This window comes from Roseibium aestuarii, assembly GCF_008477545.1.
Classification (GTDB): Bacteria; Pseudomonadota; Alphaproteobacteria; order Rhizobiales; family Stappiaceae; genus Roseibium; species Roseibium aestuarii.
Window position 1 is genome coordinate 82,001 of sequence record NZ_VORA01000007.1, and the last position, 19,414, is coordinate 101,414.

At 66.2% G+C, this 19,414-nt stretch carries 18 protein-coding genes; 5 read left to right on the forward strand and 13 right to left on the reverse strand.

The window, feature by feature from the left end:
• Window positions 1-78: 78 nt before the first annotated feature.
• A complete protein-coding gene (locus tag FR728_RS17730) occupies window positions 79-321 on the reverse strand; it encodes a hypothetical protein (RefSeq protein WP_149894085.1) in 243 nt (80 codons plus the stop codon).
• A 193-nt stretch (window positions 322-514) separates the two neighbouring features.
• On the opposite strand from FR728_RS17730, the gene FR728_RS17735 reads away from it, so the two are divergent.
• Window positions 515-2,728 (forward strand): esterase-like activity of phytase family protein, encoded by a 2,214-nt coding sequence (locus FR728_RS17735; RefSeq protein ID WP_149894087.1) that lies wholly within the window; start codon window positions 515-517, stop codon window positions 2,726-2,728.
• Between the two features lie 106 nt (window positions 2,729-2,834).
• On the opposite strand, the gene FR728_RS17740 is transcribed toward FR728_RS17735, so the two are convergent.
• The 12 genes from FR728_RS17740 to tsaD form a co-directional block, all read right to left on the reverse strand.
• The gene (locus FR728_RS17740) at window positions 2,835-3,113 is read right to left on the reverse strand and encodes a hypothetical protein (RefSeq protein ID WP_149894088.1); all 279 of its coding nucleotides are present in this window, start codon (window positions 3,111-3,113) and stop codon (window positions 2,835-2,837) included.
• Between the two features lie 307 nt (window positions 3,114-3,420).
• Window positions 3,421-3,837, reverse strand: coding sequence for a hypothetical protein (locus FR728_RS17745; RefSeq protein WP_149894089.1), 417 nt, complete (start codon window positions 3,835-3,837; stop codon window positions 3,421-3,423).
• A gap of 117 nt (window positions 3,838-3,954) precedes the next feature.
• Entirely contained in the window at window positions 3,955-5,067 is a 1,113-nt protein-coding gene (gene leuB, locus FR728_RS17750; RefSeq protein WP_149894090.1) for a 3-isopropylmalate dehydrogenase, read from the reverse strand.
• Between the two features lie 163 nt (window positions 5,068-5,230).
• Window positions 5,231-6,004, reverse strand: coding sequence for a sulfite exporter TauE/SafE family protein (locus tag FR728_RS17755; protein WP_149894091.1), 774 nt, complete (start codon window positions 6,002-6,004; stop codon window positions 5,231-5,233).
• Between the two features lie 87 nt (window positions 6,005-6,091).
• Window positions 6,092-7,930, reverse strand: a complete 1,839-nt coding sequence (locus FR728_RS17760; protein WP_149894093.1) for a bifunctional diguanylate cyclase/phosphodiesterase — start codon at window positions 7,928-7,930, stop codon at window positions 6,092-6,094.
• A 176-nt stretch (window positions 7,931-8,106) separates the two neighbouring features.
• Window positions 8,107-9,279, reverse strand: a complete 1,173-nt coding sequence (locus FR728_RS17765; RefSeq protein ID WP_149894094.1) for a M20 aminoacylase family protein — start codon at window positions 9,277-9,279, stop codon at window positions 8,107-8,109.
• A gap of 110 nt (window positions 9,280-9,389) precedes the next feature.
• Window positions 9,390-10,067 (reverse strand): class I SAM-dependent methyltransferase, encoded by a 678-nt coding sequence (locus FR728_RS17770; protein WP_149894095.1) that lies wholly within the window; start codon window positions 10,065-10,067, stop codon window positions 9,390-9,392.
• A gap of 40 nt (window positions 10,068-10,107) precedes the next feature.
• Complete coding sequence (locus FR728_RS17775; protein ID WP_149894096.1) at window positions 10,108-10,533, reverse strand: EVE domain-containing protein; 426 nt, start codon at window positions 10,531-10,533, stop codon at window positions 10,108-10,110.
• A 1-nt stretch (window position 10,534) separates the two neighbouring features.
• Window positions 10,535-10,825, reverse strand: coding sequence for a YciI-like protein (locus tag FR728_RS17780; RefSeq protein ID WP_149894097.1), 291 nt, complete (start codon window positions 10,823-10,825; stop codon window positions 10,535-10,537).
• A gap of 91 nt (window positions 10,826-10,916) precedes the next feature.
• The gene (locus tag FR728_RS17785; protein ID WP_149894098.1) at window positions 10,917-11,957 is read right to left on the reverse strand and encodes an NAD(P)H-dependent glycerol-3-phosphate dehydrogenase; all 1,041 of its coding nucleotides are present in this window, start codon (window positions 11,955-11,957) and stop codon (window positions 10,917-10,919) included.
• Between the two features lie 11 nt (window positions 11,958-11,968).
• A complete protein-coding gene (locus FR728_RS19645) occupies window positions 11,969-12,451 on the reverse strand; it encodes an NUDIX hydrolase (RefSeq protein WP_149894099.1) in 483 nt (160 codons plus the stop codon).
• A 102-nt stretch (window positions 12,452-12,553) separates the two neighbouring features.
• Window positions 12,554-13,660, reverse strand: a complete 1,107-nt coding sequence (gene tsaD / locus FR728_RS17795; protein WP_208998901.1) for a tRNA (adenosine(37)-N6)-threonylcarbamoyltransferase complex transferase subunit TsaD — start codon at window positions 13,658-13,660, stop codon at window positions 12,554-12,556.
• Window positions 13,661-13,764: 104 nt separating this feature from the next.
• Here tsaD and hemC point away from each other — a divergent pair, with 104 nt between their 5' ends.
• The 4 genes from hemC to FR728_RS17815 all read left to right on the forward strand — a co-directional run bounded on the left by hemC (window position 13,765) and on the right by FR728_RS17815 (window position 19,277).
• On the forward strand, window positions 13,765-14,688 hold the full coding sequence (gene hemC / locus FR728_RS17800) for a hydroxymethylbilane synthase (RefSeq protein WP_149894101.1): 924 nt from the start codon (window positions 13,765-13,767) through the stop codon (window positions 14,686-14,688).
• Between the two features lie 24 nt (window positions 14,689-14,712).
• Window positions 14,713-15,417, forward strand: a complete 705-nt coding sequence (locus tag FR728_RS17805) for a uroporphyrinogen-III synthase (protein WP_149894102.1) — start codon at window positions 14,713-14,715, stop codon at window positions 15,415-15,417.
• A gap of 132 nt (window positions 15,418-15,549) precedes the next feature.
• Window positions 15,550-17,310, forward strand: coding sequence for a hypothetical protein (locus FR728_RS17810; protein WP_149894103.1), 1,761 nt, complete (start codon window positions 15,550-15,552; stop codon window positions 17,308-17,310).
• A gap of 86 nt (window positions 17,311-17,396) precedes the next feature.
• The gene (locus FR728_RS17815) at window positions 17,397-19,277 is read left to right on the forward strand and encodes a heme biosynthesis protein HemY (protein ID WP_149894104.1); all 1,881 of its coding nucleotides are present in this window, start codon (window positions 17,397-17,399) and stop codon (window positions 19,275-19,277) included.
• The last annotated feature ends 137 nt before the right edge of the window (window positions 19,278-19,414 follow it).

Consider the following 19,414-nt stretch of genomic DNA (forward strand, 5'->3'; position numbering starts at 1 on the left):
CCCGCCATGCTCGGTCGCGACGACCTGCGGGCCTCAAGGCACCCCCCATCCCCGGGGAGTGCGGGATGAGCGGCACCGTTAAGCGGTGGTTTTGGTAGTCGGTTTGACGGTGGTTGTGGGAGCAAGGCCTGCGCATGCGAAATCGGCGCCGGTGTTCACCGTCGTCTGCTTGCCTGCGATGTCGGCGATCTGCCGAGCCATGCCGAAGTGCTCCATCTGGTCCAAAGCCGAAATCTTTTTGCGCGGATGCAGGATCTTGTCAACAAGAGACAGCGTCCGGGCCGGTCGGGCGTGCTCAATCCATTCGTGAGCTTCTCTCATCTTTGGCTCGCGCGACGCCGGGCCGGGATGTGGAGGCGTGTCGAAGCGGCCGCTCGCGGGCCGTTGCGCGCGCCGTCTGCGGTCGTCATGAAACCTTCAGCAAATCGTCATGCAAGCTCCACGAGAGTTCCCTAGCGTCCGGCGCAAATTCATGACCACCCGCAGTCGCGGGTCCATCCCAAGAGGCTCCTTCATGACACTTCGCACCAGCTTCCTCGCCGGCGTCAGCCTGGCTGTCACCGTCGCCGCCAGCGGCGGCGCTCAGGCCGGATCGTTCTTCGAGCGGGTCAGCACCTTCCCGGTCTACAAGACCCTGGCTGAGGGCGTGGACATGAAGACCGAGACCTCTGCCGAGATCATCTCCGCCAGCAAGGACGGCAACACCCTCGTCTTCTCCGACAGCCCGTCCGGTGCCATTGTCTTCGTGGACGCCACCGATCCGGCGGCGCTCGCGCCCAAGGGCCGCGTCGACGTGTCCGGTGAGCCGACGTCCGTTTCCGTCGGTCAGGCCTTTGCCTATGCCGGTGTGAACACCAGCGAGACCTATGTGACCCCGTCGGGTCATCTGGCCGTCATCGCTTTCGCCGACATGGGGATTGCCGCCAAGTGCGACGTGAAGGGCCAGCCCGACAGCGTCGCCACCTCGGCCGATGGCAAGTATGTGGTCATCGCCATCGAGAACGAGCGCGACGAAGAGCTCAATGACGGTGTCATTCCGCAGATGCCGGCCGGTCACCTCGCCATCTTCGATCTCGATGCCAACGGCATGCCGACCAATTGCGACGCGGTGCGCATCGTCGACATGACCGGCCTCTCTGAGATCGCCCCCACCGATCCGGAGCCGGAGTTCGTGTCGATCAACGACAAGAACCAGGCTGTCGTGACCCTTCAGGAAAACAATCACATCGTGGTGGTGGATCTGGCGTCCGGCGAGATCGTCTCCCATTTCCCGGCCGGTGCCGTGACCGTCGAGAACATCCCGGTGAAGAAGACCCGGGTGAGCGATGCCAACGGCTCCATCGAGAACGTGAAGCGTGAACCGGATGCGGTTGCCTGGCTGGATGCGGACCGGTTCGTGACTGCCAACGAAGGCGACTATGAAGGCGGCTCGCGCGGCTTCACCATCTGGAACACCAAGGGCGAGGTACTCTTCGACAGCGGCGCGCAGATCGAGCATCTGGGCATGGAAACCGGCCATTATCCGGCCAAGCGCGCGGCGAAGAAGGGCACCGAGCCGGAAGGCGTCGCCATCGGCACCTTCGACGGCCAGACCTACATCTTCATCAATTCCGAGCGCGGCAACTTCGTCGCCGTCTACAAGGATACGGGTGCCGAGCCGGAATTCGTCCAGATCCTGCCGACGCATATCGCTCCGGAAGGTTCTGTCACGATCCCGAGCCGCGGGCTCTTCGTGGTCGCCAACGAGGCGGACAGTGCCGAGGACGGGTTCCGCGCCCAGGTCAGCGTCTACAAGTTTGGCGCAGAAGAAGCGGCCTATCCGATGGTCGTCTCCGACAAGGATCCGGAAACCGGTGCGCCGATCGGCTGGGGCGCGCTCTCTGGCCTTGCCGCCGACCCGAGCGATCCCGCCAAGGTCTATGCGGTGACCGACAGCTTCTATGACACGGCGAAGATCCTGACGCTGGACGTCTCCGCGAAGCCAGCCCGCATCACCGGCTTTGTTGCCCTGCATGGCAAGGACACGCCGAAATACGACCTGGAAGGCATTTCCGTCGCCCGTGACGGCGGCTTCTGGCTCGCCTCCGAAGGCAACCCGGACAAGGATATGAAGCATCTCCTGATCAAGGCCGCCGTCGACGGCACCGTCGAGGACGAGATCGAGCTGCCGGCCGAGCTGGTTGCCCAGTCCGCCCGCTTCTCCTTAGAAGGCGTTGCCGAGTTCGAGCGTGACGGTCAGACCCTTGTCGCCCTCGCCGTGCAGCGCGAGTGGAAGGACGATCCGAAGGGCATGGTGAAGCTTGCCATCTACAATCCGGCGGACAAGTCCTGGGGCTTCGTGCATTACCCGCTGGACAAGCCGGCCAGCCCGGCCGGCGGCTGGGTCGGCCTGTCGGAAATCGTCTCTCTCGGTGGCGAAGAGTTCCTGATCCTGGAGCGGGACAACCAGGGTGGCGAATTCGCGACCATCAAGGAGATCACCAAGATCTCGCTCAAGGGTATCGCTCCGGCTGCCTATGGTTCCGAGCTGCCGGTGGTCGACAAGGTCAAGGTGAAGGACATCCTTCCCGAGCTGCAGGCCTCACACGGCTGGGTGCTGGACAAGCCGGAAGGCCTGACGGTCACTGCCTCGGGCGAAGTGATCCTGGTGACCGACAATGACGGCGTGGATGACGCCCCGGGCGCCACCGAGCTGTTCCATCTGGGTCAGGTTTCTGACCTGAAGTAAGCCATCCGGTCCCCTCAGACCGCATGCAGGACGCCCGGGAGAGTAATCTTCCGGGCGTCTTCCATTTGGTGGGCTTTCGGTCCGCCGCATGGTCCGGGCGACCGTTTCAGATGGCGCCCGGCACTGCACTCAGAAACGCTTGAAGGGTCGGGCCAAGGGCCGCGCCCGCCAGGAGAAGCGGCGCTGCATAGAGCCGGATCCGGGCACCTGGAAGCTCGAGCGAGCGGCAGGGGCGCCCCTTGCGCCGCAGGCCGGCGTCGGGCATGGGCGCGATGGCGGGCAGGGCCGTGCGACCGGACGGCCATTCGCCAAGGTCTGATGGCAGAAGATCAGATTGCGGTGTCTCGACCAGGGTCTGCTCGATGGGGCGCCTGCGCCGCAGCATCTGCCTGCGCGCTCCCGCGCGGAACGACTTTCGGTTATCCGGCATGGTGCAAGGTTCCAGCCGGCGGATACCTGAAGAGCGTGTGTGCTCCCCGCCCGGTACGAGATGTGTGCATGCCGCCCTCCCAAACGACCGAACGCGCCCTCCGCGCTTTCGACTGCGGGGACAGGTTAGGTAGTTGTGACAGGACGGCACAAGTGCGTATTTCTGCTGAGCGGAGCATTTTTCCCGCTTTTGATAGTCCACGCGCCGATTTTGGGCCCCGTATTCCGCCTGGCGGCACGTTTTGGCGCCAGATCACGCCGGTTTACTGCGCCCGGCGATAGACGGTCGTGTTGGTGAAGCTGTCGACGTCCACCAGATGCACGGTCTGGGTGATGGTGAGGGTCCGCCCGTCCTCGGAGAGTTCCCGGTCCGCCTTCATCAGGGTGAGCTGACCCTTGCGGGCCTCGGAGACGAGGTTGCGGTCGCCGACGAAGCGCAGGCTCATGGCATCGACCAGTCCGCTCTTGCCGAGCTTGGTCTCCGGGCCATCCGGCACGGCGGAGAAGCTGTCGTTGGTCACCTGACCGTCGGCGCTCACCTGGTTCATGGTGAAGACGGCCATGCCGAAATTGTCCTCGATCTTCAGGGTGGCGCTCTTTGGCGCTTCGCCCTGCTGATATTCGCTGGCCTCGGTGTCGAGGATCCAGGTGCCCAGGAAGGGGCCGATCTTGTCGCTCATGGAGAGATCCCGGCTGTGTGTGGGTTTTGCGGGCCTTATAATGGAAAAAGGCTGTCAGAGCGAAGACCCTGACAGCCTTTTTCAGTTTTCAGCCGACAGTACCGGGCCGGATCGGCCTCAGGCGGTCAGCGCATCCAGTTCGGCCAGGATCGCGTCGCCCATTTCGGCGGTGGAGACGACCTTGTCGCCCTCGGCCGCGATGTCACGGGTGCGCAGGCCCTTGTCGAGGGTGCTGGAGATGGCCTTCTCGACCAGATCCGCTTCCTCGATCAGCTCGAAGGAATAGCGCAGCGCCATGGCGAAGGAGGCGATCATGGCGATCGGGTTGGCAGCACCCGTGCCGGCGATGTCCGGAGCGGAGCCGTGGACCGGCTCGTACATGGCCTTGCGGCGGCCGGTCTTGGGATCCGGGGCGCCGAGGGAGGCGGAGGGCAGCATGCCGAGCGAGCCGGTCAGCATGGCGGCCACGTCGGAGAGCATGTCGCCGAAGAGGTTGTCGGTGACGATGACGTCGAACTGCTTGGGCCAGCGCACGAGCTGCATGCCGCCGGCATCGGCCAGCATGTGGTCGAGCTTGACGTCCTGATAGCCGTTCTTGTGGGTCTCGGTCACGACCTGGTTCCAAAGCACGCCAGACTTCATGACGTTGCGCTTTTCCATCGAGCAGACCTTGTTGCCGCGGGTGCGGGCCAGCTCGAAGGCAACCTTGGAAATGCGCTCGATCTCGTAGGTGTCATAGACCTGGGTGTCGATGCCGCGCTTCTGGCCGTTGCCCAGGTCGATGATTTCCTTCGGTTCGCCGAAATAGACGCCGCCGGTCAGCTCGCGGACGATGAGGATGTCGAGACCCTCGATCACGTCCGGCTTGAGGGACGAGGCATCGGCCAGTGCCGGATAGCAGATGGCCGGGCGCAGGTTGGCGAAGAGTTCCATGTCCTTGCGCAGGCGCAGCAGGCCGGCTTCCGGACGGACTTCATAGGGGACATCATCCCACTTGGGGCCACCCACGGCGCCGAAGATCACCGCATCGGCGGACATGGCCTTGGCCATGTCTTCTTCGGAGATGGCGAGCCCATGGGCATCATAGGCAGCGCCGCCCACCAGACCCTCGTCGGTCTCGAAGGTGTCCTTGCCGCGGGCGTTCAGCCAGGCAATGATCTTCTTCACTTCGACCATGATCTCCGGGCCGATGCCGTCGCCCGGAAGAAGGAGGAGCTTGTGTGTCGCCATGGGAGTCCGCCCTTGTCTGTTTCTTGAAGACATTTCGATGATTTGGGTTACCGCCTTGGCGCAGGTGTGACAAGCGGTCTCCCTGCCGGGCGCAGGGCGAGAGTGTTCAAAAGATTTCAACTGTACCTGCGAGTACGCTCAACTCTGGCCTCGGGGCAGGATTTCAGCCGGCCAGGATGCGCGCCGTGCCCTGCCAGAGCAGGTTGAGGGCGAGCAGGGTCATGACCAGCCGGAAGCCTTTCCGGAAGGTCTCTTCCCGCATGCGGCCGAGGAGGCGGCTGCCGGCGAGGGTTCCGATGAAGCCGCTGATGATCATCAGAATGATCAGACCGGCCCAGGGCGCGAAGGCAAAGCCGAGGGCCCCGAAGGCAAGCACCTTGAAGATGTGCATGGTGAGCGCGGTCGCGGCCTGATTGGCGACGAACTGATGCCGGGTCAGCCCGAGGGTGGCCAGAACACTGCCGCCGATGGGACCTGCAGCTCCGAAGAACATGCTCAGCAGCGTCGAGAGGAACCCGGCGATGCCCATCGCCTGACGGGCCATGTGACCGAGGCGGGGCGGGCGGCCCCAGATCACCCAGATCACGAAGCAACCGATACCGACCCGCAGCCAGCCATCGGGCAGATTGACCGCGATGGCTCCGCCCAGGGCAGCCCCCAGGGCCGCGCCGACCGCGAACCACAGCCAGATGACGCGGTCCACATGGCGCCACTGGACCAGGGCTCTACCGGCATTGGAGCCGAACTGCACGACGCCGTGGACGGGCACAAGGGCCGCGCCCGGCATGAGATTGGCCATGACCGCGATGAGGGCGATGCCTCCGCCGAGGCCGACGGCTGCCGTCAGTGCCGAGGTGACGAAACTGGCGGCGATCAGGAACAGGGAGACGGCGAGGGAGAGCTGGTCGGGCAGGAGCCAGTGAAACAGGTCGGTCATGGGCACACCTTCGGTCGGGAAGGTCTTATCCTCCCGGCTTCTTCCCCTGACAAGGCTGCCTTTGCGCTTTGCCGTTCGGCGGCGGCGTCAGTCCGTGCGCGAGGGCGCGGTGCTTGCCGGGCTCTGGCCGAAGGTGGTCGTCGCCAGGCCGGCGGGGTCGTCCTTGGCGCGCTGCTTCATCAGGGCGATCTGACGCCAGAGCAGGTCCTGATCATCGACGGCCAGACCGCGCGGCAGGTGCAGCACGGCGATGGAGCAGCTCAGAAGCGGGAACTGGCGCTCGACGCCCGCCCGGTCCCGGGACAGGATGAAGCCCGCTTCGCGATGGTTGGGGTCGTAGAAGCTTTCGGCCTGATGGCGGAACTCGGTGCGCAGGACCTGCAGCCGCTCTTCGATGCTGGCGAGGTCGCGGGCCTTGAAGCCGATGAAGAAGTCGTCACCGCCGATGTGACCGAGAAAATCCTCGGCGCCCGACAGATGCCGCCGGGCCAGGTCGGCGAAGAGAAGCAGGGCGCGGTCGCCGGTCTTGAAACCATAGGCATCGTTGAACGGCTTGAAGTGGTCGAAGTCGATGTAGCAGAAACAGCGCTCCGTGTCAGAACGGGCGGCCTCCTCCAGCACGAAGGCGGTGATGCTGCCATTGCCGGGCAGCTTGGTCAGCGGGTTTTGGTCCTCGGCTTCGCGCATGCGGATCTCGTTGGCGATCTTCAGCAGGGAGCTGGTGGTCAGGAACCCGAAATACTTGCCGTTGCGGGTGATGATCACGCCGCCGGTCTGCTCGTCCTCGTTGGCGATCAGGCCGATGAGCTGGTCCAGCTTGGAGTGAAGATCGGCGATGGGGCAGCGGTGCAGGAAGCTCTTCACCCGGTTGTCCACGGCCCGATTGCGCAGGAGATCCTGGCCGAAGGGCATGTAGATCAGGTCCTTGATGTCGGCTTCCTTGATGAGCCCGCGCGGCTCGTCGGCCTCGTTGATCACCGGAATGAAGGGATAGGCCCGGCCGGCGCGCAGCATGGCCAGAACCTCGTCCATGCGGGCGGTGTCGCGCAGGGCGACCAGCGGCTTGATCTCCCGCTTCAGCAGGTTCTCGTGGCCTTTCGACCCGGCTTCGGTGCGGGCGGAAATGTTGATCGCCTGGGGGTAGCGGTCGAGGATCTCGTCCGTCCGGGTCGTGGGGTGGGAGATGAGATAGCCCTGCATGAGGTCGCAGCCGATTTCCCGGCAGGTGTTGAATTCGGCCCGGGTTTCCACGCCTTCGGCAACGACCCGCATGCCGAGCACATGGGCGAGTTCGACCATCGAGGACGCGAGCAGGCGCTTGCGGGCATCGCTGTGGATCGACTGGACGAAGAAGCGGTCGATCTTGATGATCTCGGGCTCGAAGTCATAGAGGCTCTTGAGCTGGGAAAAGCCCTTGCCGAAATCGTCGATGGCGATGGAGAAGTCCTGCTGGCGCGCCTCCCTGATGAAGGTCCGGATGCGTTCCGGCGACGACAGGTCGCGCGCCTCGGAGAGCTCGAGGCAGATGCTGGCGGCGGAGAGGCCATATTCCCGCAACAGGGCGGCGGTGCGGGCCGTGAGGTCGCTGTCGGTTTCGAAGAGGCGCGGGTCGACGTTCAGGAACAGGCGGGTCGTTCGCGGCAGGCGGGCGTGGGTGACCTTGGCAATGGCCTTGCGGCGCAGGATCAGCTCCAGCTCGACCAGGCAGTTCAGCTCGTAGGCCTTGTCGAAGACCTGGGCCGGGGTGGTGCAGTCCAGCTGCTCCACATTCCGCAGCAGGGCCTCCAGCCCGTAGAGATCTCCGGTGTGGCAGTCGACGATCGGCTGCAGTGCATAGTCGAGCACCGAGGCAGCGTTCGACAGGAACTGCTGGGGGTTGATCGTGAAGCGGAAGGTCGCCGGATGGACGGGCTGGTGGTGGGTCATGGTGTCCTGGTCTCGCGCGGAGAAAATGAACTTCGCGGCAGAGCCTAGGGCAGGTCGACATGACATTTATTACAGTGAGGTGCCTAATCAATCCTCAAGGTAAGCAAAGACTTAAGGCCCCTGCAGCGGGCTGTCGGTGGCCCGTCGCAGGGGAGATTTCCGGCCGTTTTCCGGTCTCAGGCCGCCGGGTTCAGCGCCCGTTCGACAAGGCGGATCCAGTAAGAGCTTCCGTAGAGGATGGCGTCGTCGTTGAAGTCGTAGAGCGGATGATGCAGGCCCGCGCTGTCGCCGTTGCCGGTATAGATGAAGGCGCCCGGACGTTCTTCGAGCATGTAGGCGAAGTCTTCGCCGCCCATCATCGGCGGCTGATCCCGGTTGACCATGCCGGGACCTGCGATCTCCTCGGCCACATCTGCGGCGAAGGCGGTCTGTTCCTCGTGGTTGACGACGACCGGATAGCCTTCGATGAAGTCGATCTCGGCGACGGCGCCATGGGCGGCGGCGATGTTTTCGACCAGCGAGAGGAAGCGTTCCTTAGCCAGCTTTCGAACCTGTCCGTCGAGGGTGCGGATGGTTCCGGCAAGGGTCGCTTCCTGCGGAATGACGTTGCTGGCATCGCCGGCGCGGAAAATCGTCACCGAAACGACGAGCGATTTTAACGGATCGGCGTTGCGGCTGGCGATGGACTGCAGTCCGGCGACGATCTGGGAGCCGGTGACAATGGGGTCGATCGTGTCGTGCGGACGGGCGGCGTGGCCGCCGCGGCCCTTGATCTTGATCTCGAATTCGTCGGTGGCGGCCATCATCGCACCCGGGCGCAGGGCGAACTGGCCAACCGGCATGCCGGGATAATTGTGCATGCCATAGACCTCGTCGATGGCCCAGCGGGTCATCAGGCCGTCGTCGATCATGGCCTTGGCGCCGGCGCCGCCCTCTTCGGCCGGCTGGAAGATGACAACCACGGTGCCGTCGAAGTTGCGGGTCTCTGCGAGATACTTGGCGGCACCCAGCAGCATGGCCGTGTGGCCGTCATGGCCGCAGGCGTGCATCTTGCCCTCCACCTTCGAGGCATAGGGCTTGCCGGTGATTTCCTTGATCGGCAGGGCGTCCATGTCGGCGCGCAGGCCCATGACGCGGCCGGTGCCGCCATTGCGGCCGCGGATCACGCCGACAACGCCGGTGCGCCCGATGCCTGTCACCACCTCATCCAGCCCGAAGCTCTCGAGAAGTTCGGCCACCTTCTGCCCGGTGCGCACGGTCTCGTAGAGGATCTCGGGATTTTCGTGGAAGTCCCGGCGCCATGCGGTGATTTCCTCATGCATGTCGGCGAGGCGGTTGACGATGGGCATGTGATGCTCCCTGGGAGGAATGGGTCGCCGCATGCTATCGCAAGTGCAGCAAAGGGGAAGGGGTCACGCGCCGAGATGGTGCGGTGCGTGAGGATCGGCAAGGGGCCGGGTCAGGTCTTGGGGGCAGCGGATGGCGGCAGCAGCCGGTAGACGCTGGTGCGCTTGATCTCCGCATCCTCCAGATTGGCGATGACCTGGATGTCGTAGGTCGCCAGATGCTCCAGCCGGACGCGGGGCAGATAGCTGCGCCCCGGATCCCCCACATAGACGGCGATGCCGGCGGCAAGCGCCCGGTCGGCAAAGGCCAGCATCTTTCCCGCCATGGGTTTTTCATAGAAGACGTCGCCGCAAAAGAGCACCCTTTCCTCCGGCGCCGGGCCGTCGGTGATGTCCCGGGTCTCGATGGTCAGCTCCACGCCGTTCAGCTCGGCGTTGGCGCGGGCGGCATGGGCGGCGAATGCGTCGATGTCTACCGATCGGCAGACGCTGGCACCGGACTTCATGGCGGCGATGCCGACCAGCCCGGAGCCGCTCGCCAGATCGAGCACCGAGCGCCCTTGCACCAGATCCGGGTGGTCGAGAATGTAGCGGGCGAGGGCCTGACCGCCGGCCCAGGCAAAGGCCCAGAAGGGAGGCGGCAATCCCAGCGCCTCCAGCTCTTCCTCGGTCTTCTGCCAGAGGTCCATGGCCTCATCCGCCACGTGCAGGCGGATCTCCGGCGCATGGGGCACCGGCCGGACGGCGGTTTCCGCCCGGATGAAGGCCATGGGATCGCGGAATGCAGTCATCGCGCCTCCTTGGGCGGGGCCGCCTCGGCCGGTGAGCGGCTCAGGCCGGTTCGGAGAGACCGCCCATTTCGCACACCACCGCCCATTCCTCTGCCGTGACCGGCTGGACCGAGAGGCGCATGCTGGTGACGAGAGACATGTTTTCCAGACGCGGCTCGGCCTTGACCTGCGCCAGGGTCACCGGCTTCGGCATGTCGCGCACAGCGCGGAAGTCCACGCATTCCCAGCGCGGGTCGTCGCTCTTGGGGTCCGGGTGAATGCCGCTGCAGACCTCGACGACCCCGACCACTTCCTTGCCGATGTTGGAGTGGTAGAAGAAGGCCTTGTCGCCGATTTCCATGGCGCGCATGTTGTTGCGGGCCTGATAGTTGCGGATGCCGTCCCAGGGTTCGCCCTCGGCGCCCTTGGCCTTCTGCTGCTCCCAGGACCACTTGTCCGGCTCGGACTTGATCAGCCAGTAACGCACGTCAGTTGGCCTCCGGGTTCTTCACGGCCCAGTTCCACGGGCGGATGTCGACGGAGGCAAACAGCCCGGCCACGGCATAGGGATCCTGCGCGGCAATGGCCTCGATGGCGCTGCGGTCGTCCGCCTCGATGACGACGAGCGAGCCGCTCATGTTGCCCTCGGCGTCCAGGAAGGGGCCGGCGGCCTTGAGCTTGTCGCCCAGGCCCTTGAGGAATTCGATATGGGCGGGACGGTTGTCCAGCCGGACCTGGAGCGCGCCGGGCTTGTCGGTGCAGATCAGGGCGAAGAGCATGTGCTGTCCTTCTCGTCTTTCGTCTCGTGGCGAGGATCGCGCGGGATCCTGCTCTGATTTTTGGGACCTGCCAAGGGCATTCCTTGCAGGATCAGGGGTTTGTCATTTCCGATTTCAGCGGACGGGTCATCAGTTCGCTCACCGCTTCCCGGATCGGCAGATCTTCCTCGACCATGCGCGAGACGATCTGGCAGATCGGCAGGTCCACTCCGAGGCGCGCGCCGAGGGTGACGGCAATGCGCGCCGTGTGAGCGCCTTCGGCCAGCTTGCCGCCTGCGGCCTTCAGGTCCGAGGCGAACCTTCCCTGACCCAGTTCCAGGCCGAAGGAGAAGTTGCGCGACTGGGTCGAGGAGCAGGTGAGGATCAGGTCGCCGAGGCCGGAGAGGCCGGTCAGCGTTTCCTGCCTTGCGCCAAGTGCCTGGGCCAGACGGGTCAGTTCGGCGAAGCCACGGGCGGTCAGCGCTGCCTGGGCGCTGGCCCCCAGCTTGCGTCCGACGACGGCCCCGCAGGCAATGGCCAGCACGTTTTTCAGCGCGCCGCCGATCTGGGCGCCGGTCACATCCGTCGAGGCATAGGGGCGGAAGGCGGGGGAGGCGAGGGCCTCGCACAGGGCGCGGGCCGTGTCCGCCGTCTGGGCGGCGATGGTGACCGCCGTGGGCAGGCCTCGCGCCACATCATCGGCAAAGCTCGGGCCGGAGAGCACGGCAGCTTCCGCGCCGCGGGTTTCTTCGCGCACAATGTCCGAGAGCATTTGACCTGTGCCGCGCTCGATGCCCTTGGCGCAGAGAACGACCGGGCCGCGCCACTCGCCCAGACGGCCGAGCTCGCGCAGCAGGTCGCGGGTGGTCTGGGCCGGGGTCACCAGAAGCAGGGCATCGGCGGTCAGGCAGTCGGCCAGATGGTCGGTGACCGTCAGGTCCTCATCGAAGGTGATGCCCGGAAGATAGCGGCTGTTCTGGCGCCTCGCGCGCATTTCGGCCACCAGACCGGCGTCGCGTGCCCAGAGCGTGACATCCCTTCCGGCACGGGCTGCCGTCAGCGCCAGTGCCGTGCCCCATGCACCGCCACCGATGACGGCGATATTCTGGAAAGACGCGGCCGGGGCTGGGGCCGGAGCCGGGGATTGGGTCACGCAGGTCTCCTTCAGAAGCGGCGGCGCAGGGCGTCGAGCGGTTCGCCGAAGCCGGCAAAGAAGGCGCTCGGGTCCATGGCGGTCTTGCCGAAAAGATCGATCCAATGCAAGCGGAAGCGGATGGGCGGTCCACCGTTGCTGGGCGTCATCTCGAAGTGTTCCCATTCCTCCGCCGGGGCGGTGGATATGCGCACATGATAATGCTTGCGCAGGTGCCGCCCCTTCAGGGGGCGATCCGGGGGCGGGATCACCAGCCCGTCGCGCACCAGCGTTTCGAAGGGCAGGTCCTGATCGGCAAAGTGATCGAAGGCGGCATCGAGGTCGAGGCCGGTTTCCTCGGCGAATTCGCGCCGGGCGCCGATGAGATGGCTCTCGCCCGGATCCAGGGTTCCGCCGGGAACCTGCAGGCCCAGTTGCGGCGTGTCGGGCTCGTCGAACACGAGCAGCTTGGTGCCGCAGGTCAGGTAGACATAGGCCTTGTGATGGATCTTCATGAAAAGCGACGGTCCGAAAGGAATGGGGAAGAAAGCTGTTCTTCCTGTCCTAGCAAGTTCGCGCCGCAGGTGAAAGCACATGGCACGCCGGCCGCTTGCCGATCAGACCTTCGCGCCCTTCTTGCCCGAACCCAGAACACCGCTGTTTTCCTGATCCAGCGGCCAACGCGGCCGCGGGCTCACCCCCATGTCGTCCACAGGTCCGAGGCGGAGGCGCTCCAGCCCGGCCCAGGCGATCATGGCGGCATTGTCGGTGCACAGCGCCATGGGCGGGGCGACGAAGCGGGCGCCGGCCTCCTCGGAGGCCTTCAGCAGGGCCGCGCGGATCTCGCCGTTGGCGGCCACGCCGCCTGCAACCACGATGGTCGGGGTGATGCGCGGATATTGCTCGCGGAACAGGTCGAAGGCGCGGCGGGTGCGGGCCGCCAGCACATCGGCGACGGCGCGCTGGAACCCGGCGCAGAGATCGGCCACCGTCTGATCGTCGATCGGCTCCAGCTTCTTGGCCTGGGTACGCAGGGCGGTCTTCAGTCCGGCGAAGGACATGTCGAGGCCGGGACGGTCCAGCAGCGGGCGAGGCAGGGCGAAACGGGTCACGTCGCCGTCCCGGGCCAGGCGCTCCACGGCGGGGCCGCCGGGATAGGGCAGGCCCAGCAGCTTGGCCGTCTTGTCGAAGGCCTCGCCGATGGCGTCGTCGATGGTGGTGCCAAGACGCTCGTAGTCGCCCACGCCGCGCACCATGAGAAACTGGGTGTGGCCGCCTGAGACGAGCAGCAGCAGGAAGGGAAACTCGAGATCGTCGGTGAGGCGCGCCGTCAGGGCGTGGCCTTCCAGATGGTTCACCGCGATCAGCGGCTTGCCGGCGGCCATGGCGATGGCCTTGGCGGTGAGGAAGCCGACGATGACGCCGCCGATGAGACCCGGACCGGCCGTGGCCGCCACCGCGTCGATGTCGTCGAAGCTGCAACCGGCCTCATCGAGCGCCTGGGCGACGATCTTGTCGAGGACCTCGATATGGGCGCGGGCCGCGATCTCGGGAACCACGCCACCGAAGGCCTTGTGCTCGTCGAACTGGGAGCGCACCACGTTGGAGAGAATGGCGCGGTCCACCGGTCCGCGCACGACGGCGGCGGCGGTCTCGTCGCAGCTGGTCTCGATCCCCAGAATGGTAAGCGACCCTGTGTCGCAAGCGGAATTTTCGGTTTTCATGGTTGCCATTTCGCTGGCCAATGGTAGTCAACGGCCTATCATCCGGCGATTGTCCTGTCGCCTCATAATTGCCCCTGAGGGGCCTAACATCGGGATAGCGACCCTTGCAAACGAAACCTTTGCGCATCGGCACCCGAGGCAGCGCTCTCGCCCTCGCTCAGGCTCACGAGACCCGCGGTCGGCTGATGGCAGCCCACGGATTGCCGGAGGACGCCTTCGAGATCGTCGTCATCAAGACCTCCGGGGACCAGATCCAGGATCGGCCCCTGTCCGAGGTGGGTGGCAAAGGGCTCTTCACGAAGGAGATCGAAGAGGCGCTTCTCAATCGCTCCATCGATCTGGCCGTCCATTCCTCCAAGGACATGCCGACCGTCCTGCCCGATGGGCTGGCACTGACGGCCTTCCTGCCGCGCGAAGATGTGCGCGACGCCTTTATTTCGCCCAAGGCGAAGACCCTTCTCGACCTGCCCCATGGTGCCGTGGTCGGGTCCAGCTCCCTGCGCCGGCAGGCCATGATCAAGCGTCTGCGCCCGGACATCGAGGTGGTGATGTATCGCGGCAACGTGCAGACGCGCCTGCGCAAGCTGGACGAGGGGCAAGTGGATGCGACGCTTCTGGCCTATGCGGGGCTTCGCCGCCTCGGGCTGGGCGATGTGGTGACCAGCCTGCTCGACACCGGCGATTTCCTGCCGGCCGTGGGGCAAGGGGCGATCTGCATCGAAAGCCGTGAGGGCGATGCCCCCACGCTGGCCCTGCTTGCGGCCATCCATGATCCGCTGACCGAATGCCGTCTCGTGGCCGAACGTGCTTTCCTGACCGTTCTCGACGGCTCGTGCCGGACCCCGATCGGTGGTCTGGCCGAGGTGGATGGCGAGACGCTGACCCTGCGCGGCTGCGTGCTCAAGCCGGATGGCTCGGAGCGCCACGATCTGGAGCGTTCGGGTCCCGTATCGCAGGCCGAGCAGATCGGTCGCGAGGCGGGCGAGGCGCTGAAGGCGCTGATGGGACCGGAGTTTCTCGCGAACTGACCGGTGGCGGAGAAGGGAGGGATCATGCGGTTTCTGGTGACCCGGCCCGACCCCGAGGGAACGGCGACGGCCGAAAGGCTGCGGGCGCTGGGCCATGAGGTGCTCTGCGCGCCGGTGATGCGCGAAGACCGTCTCGCCCTTCCCGACGGGCTCGACCCGCGGGGCTGGACGACCCTTGCGGTCACGAGCGCTCGTGTTGCCGTGATCCTTGCAAGTCTGCCTGTTTTTGAGAACCTTCGGATGCTTCCGGCCTATGCGGTGGGCGACCGCACGGCGGAAGCGCTGCGGGCGACCGGGTTCCAGACGGTCCGGTCAGCGTCGGGTGCCGGCGCGGATCTGGCGGCACTGATTGCAGATGCGCAACCGGGCGCGCGGGTCGTCTATCCGGCGGCACAGGACCGGGCCTTCGATCTTTCCGGTGCCCTTCAGGCCCTCGGGGTGACCTGCGACACTTTCGACCTCTACCGGATGGTGCCAGCCGACGCGCTGGCGCCCGACATCCTTGATGCGCTGCGCGCCGGGCAGGTCGACCGGATCCTGCTTTACTCCCGCCGGACGGCGGAGATTTTCGTGGATCTGCTGAAACAGGCTTCGGCCTTAGAACTTTTGCGTAATCAGCACGTTGTAGCCTTGTCGGAGACTGTTGCCGCCGCCTTGCCGAATTTCGCGAGGGTGGAGGTGGCGCGACAGCCGACTGAGGTCAGCCTCTTCGAGGCGGCGGGGGCGTGAGGGAACAGGGCGGCCGGGACGAGATTCCGCAGCGCGAAAAACCCCTTGTCCCGTGCTACCCCTGACCCGGCGGGTGTGTATAGTAGAGGGAATTCCCGTTTCGAGACGGGGCAGACGGTGAGGATCCAGCCCATGGCAACCGACAAAGAACCTTCCGGCAAAACCGCAGCATCCGGTGCGTCCGGCGGAGCTTCTGCGACTGGTAGCGCGTCCACCGGACAAGCCGCGCCGGGCAGTGCCGCCAAGGGGGCTTCGGCCGCCGAGACCGCGGCCCAGGCCGGAAAGGGCAAGCGCCCGGTGACCATCGATCTGGAACCGACGAAGGTTGCCGTGAAGCCGGATGCGTCCGGCTCCGCTGCCGCCGGTTCTGCTGCCGCGTCTTCTTCTGCCGCAGCTTCGGCCTCTGCCAAGTCAACATCTGGGGCTTCTGGAGATGCGGCGACGCCTGCTTCCAGTGCGAAGCCCGAAGCCACGTCAACAGCTGCAAAGCCTGCGGCTCCTTCCAGTGACACGGCCGCCGGTGCGTCTGCGGCGCGTGCCGCATCGAAGGACGCCGAAAAGCCGACTGCCCCATCCGAGGCGACCGAGACTGAGAAGGCGGCGCGGTCGCGGGCCTTCAATCAGCCTCCGGCTGCCGAGCCGCGCGGTCCCGGCCTTGGCAGCCTGCTCTTCGCCGCCGTCTTCGGCGGTGTGGTGGTCGTTTCCGGCGCCTATGGCCTGCATGTGGCGGGTGTTCTGCCCGTCGTCGGGCAGGGCGCGGAACAGAGCGCCCTGCAGGCGCGGCTTGCAGAGCTGGAGCAGCGTCTGACGACCTCGGGCGGCGCCGCTCTGGATGCGGCCGAGACCCGGATCTCCGCAATCGAGGACAAGATCTCCGCACTGCCCGGCACCGATGCCGGGTCGGGCGAGGTGGAAGCCGCTCTGAGTGATCTGCGCAGCGGTCTGGATGCCCTCACCGAACGGGTGAATGCAGGCGCCGGCGCACCGGGTGGCGCGAATGAGGGCCTTGCCCAGGATCTGGCAGCGGTGCGTGCCGATCTGTCCCGACTGGAAGGTCAGATCTCAGCCGGTGCCGATGTCAGCGCTTCGCTCGACACCGTCCAGTCCGGGCTTGAGGCGGCCGTCAGCCGTCTCGACAGCGTCGAGGCGACGGCAAAGGCTGCCCAGAGCGCGGTCTCGACCTCCGATGTCTCGCTGAAGACCATTTCCGACAGCCAGGCGCGGGCGAGCGAGTCCCTTGCGGCCCTGTCGAGCGACGTTCAGACCCTTTCTGACCGGGTCGCGTCGAACCAGAGCGCGGTTGCCGAGCAGATCGAGGGCTTGTCCCAGAGGCTGGCGGCGGTGGAGGCCACCATGGGTGACGCCACCGCGCGGGAGCTGGCGGCGCGGGCCCTGTCGATTGCCGCTCTGAAGTCCGCGGTCGACTCCGGCCGCCCCTATGAGGCGGAACTGGCAGCGGTACGCGCCGGTCTTCCCGGTGGCATGGATCTGGCGGCGCTGGAAAGTCATGCGGCGGCGGGTGTGTCTCCTGCGCCGGCGCTGATCGCCGAATTCCCGGCGGTGTCGCGGGCGATGTTCGGCGAGATCATCCGCCCGGAACGCTCCGACGACGTGTTCCAGTCGCTCCTGTCCAGCGCCAAATCCCTGGTGGCCGTGCGCGGACCGGGGGACGAGAGTGGGGAAGGGCCGGAAGCCGAGCTGCGCCGCATGGAAACCGCAGTTGCCCGGGCGGATCTCGATGTCGCCCTTGCCGCCTATGACAAGCTGCCGGAGCCGGTTCAGGCCGCCGGGGCCGATTGGGCGGCGCGGGCGCGGGCGCGCGTTGCCGTAGACACGCTCACCCGCCAGACCTCGCAGGAGGTGCTGCGGGGGCTTGCTGGCCGCGAGAGCTGAGCGCGCTGGCGATGATTTCCTGGCCGCGCGCGGCCGGGACGAACTGTTGAAGAGCCGGTGCGGCCGGTGAACTGGGAGCCTGCGGAATGATCCGTGTCTTGATCTTCATCATTCTTCTCTTCTTCGCGGCACTTGGGTTCGCGTGGCTCGCGGACCTGCCCGGAACGGTCAGCATCGGGTGGGAAGGCTATGTGTGGGAGCAGTCCCCGATCGTGGCCGTGGTCATGCTGGGCCTTGTTCTCGTCGCTGTGCTGGCGCTTCATTCGCTGGTGATGACGATCCTGCGCTCGCCGCGCATCGCCAACCGCTTCTTCGTCCGTCGCCGCCGTGAAAAGGGGTATCGGGCCCTGTCGCGCGGTCTTCTGGCGCTGGGCGCGGGCGATGCGAAGCTTGCGCGCAAGCACGGGGTAGACGCGGACAAGCTGCTGAAGCACGAGCCGGCGACCAAGCTGCTGCTGGCCCAGACTGCGCAGATGGCCGGGCGTCACGACGAGGCGCGCGAGCGCTATGAGGCCATGCTGGAGGAAGACGACACCCGGCCGGTTGGTCTGCATGGTCTCTTCATCGAGGCCGAGCGTGAGGGCGAGCCTCTGGCCGCCCGCCACTATGCGGAAGAGGCCGCGCGGGAGGCTCCCGGTCTTGCCTGGGCCGGTCAGGCCGTTCTCGGCTATCAGGCGGTGGCGCGGGACTGGGAAAAGGCCCTGCACACGCTGGAGGCCAATTACACTGCCAAACTTCTCGACAAGAAGACCTATCGCCGGCATCGCGCGGTGATCCTGACGGCTCTGGCCATGGATCTGGAACAGGGCGAGCCGGACCGGGCCTATTCCCTGGCACGAGAGGCCCATGGCATGGCGCTGGATCTGGTGCCCGCCGCAGTTCTGGCCGCGCGGCTTGCCACCCGCAAGGGCGAGATCCGCAAGGCGACCAAGCTCATCGAGAGCACCTGGCGCGTGGCGCCGCACCCGGATCTGGCCGAGGCCTATGCCCATGTGCGTACGGGCGACAGCGCGGTAGATCGTCTGAAGCGGGTCAAGGTGCTGGCGGGTCAGAAGGCCAATGCGGCGGAAGGGTCGCTCGCGGTTGCCCGGGTTGCCATCGAGGCGCGGGAATTCGACGAGGCCCGCGACGCCCTTAAGAGTGTGCTGCGCGCGGAAACCTCCCGGGCTGCGTTCCTGCTCATGGCCGAACTGGAAGAGGCCGAGCATGGGGATAAGGGGCGCATGCGCGAATGGCTCGCCCGTGCCGTGCGGGCGCCTCAGGACAAGGCCTGGGTCGCAGACGGCATCGTGTCGCGGGACTGGAGGCCGGTGTCGCCGGTGACCGGTCGTCTGGACGCATTCGAATGGGCCACGCCTGCCGGAATGGACGAGGGGGCCGTGCTTCTGGAGGACGCCGCCTTCGACGAACCCGCTCTGCCGATCCTCACCCCGGCCCAGGCTGAAGCGACCGAGGCGGCTGCCGTCGTGTCGTCGCCTGCGGGTGCGCAGGCTGGCCGCGCCGCCGCGGACGAAGCCTCCATGGTTGACGTCACCCCGCGCCGCGATATCTCGCCGGCCGCCCGCGCCGATGCGGCAACGCCTGCTCCGTCTTCTGCAAAGCCGCAAGCCACCCCCGCAGTCGAAGTGCTGCCGGGCAAGGAAGGCTATGAAGGCACGACGGATGACGTGTCCCACATGACGCGGCCGCAGGATCTGGCGGAAGCGCCGGCGACGGGGACGCCCGCTGCGGCTGCCGCGACGACCCCGGCGGACACCAAGGCGTCGACACCTGCGCCGCAAGCGGCAGCCGGGGACGTCCGCGACAAGCCCGCTGCTGCCGCGCCTTCGCCGGCCAAGCCAGCGCAGGCCGATCCGAAGCAGCCGATTGCCTTCCCGCTGGAGCGCATGCCCGATGATCCGGGCCTTGAGGACGAGGAAGGTGGCGAGGCCTTCGCCACGCCGACCCGGCCGCGTTTCTTCAATTGAGCCAAGGCTTCGGGCCGAATTTCAGGGGGCGGCGCTCCGGCGCTGCCCTCTCCTCGTCAACAGGTGTCAGTTGCCTCTTGCATCTGCCGCCTCGCTCCGCTATCAAGCGGCGCATTCGGAAGTCATCCGAACCGCAT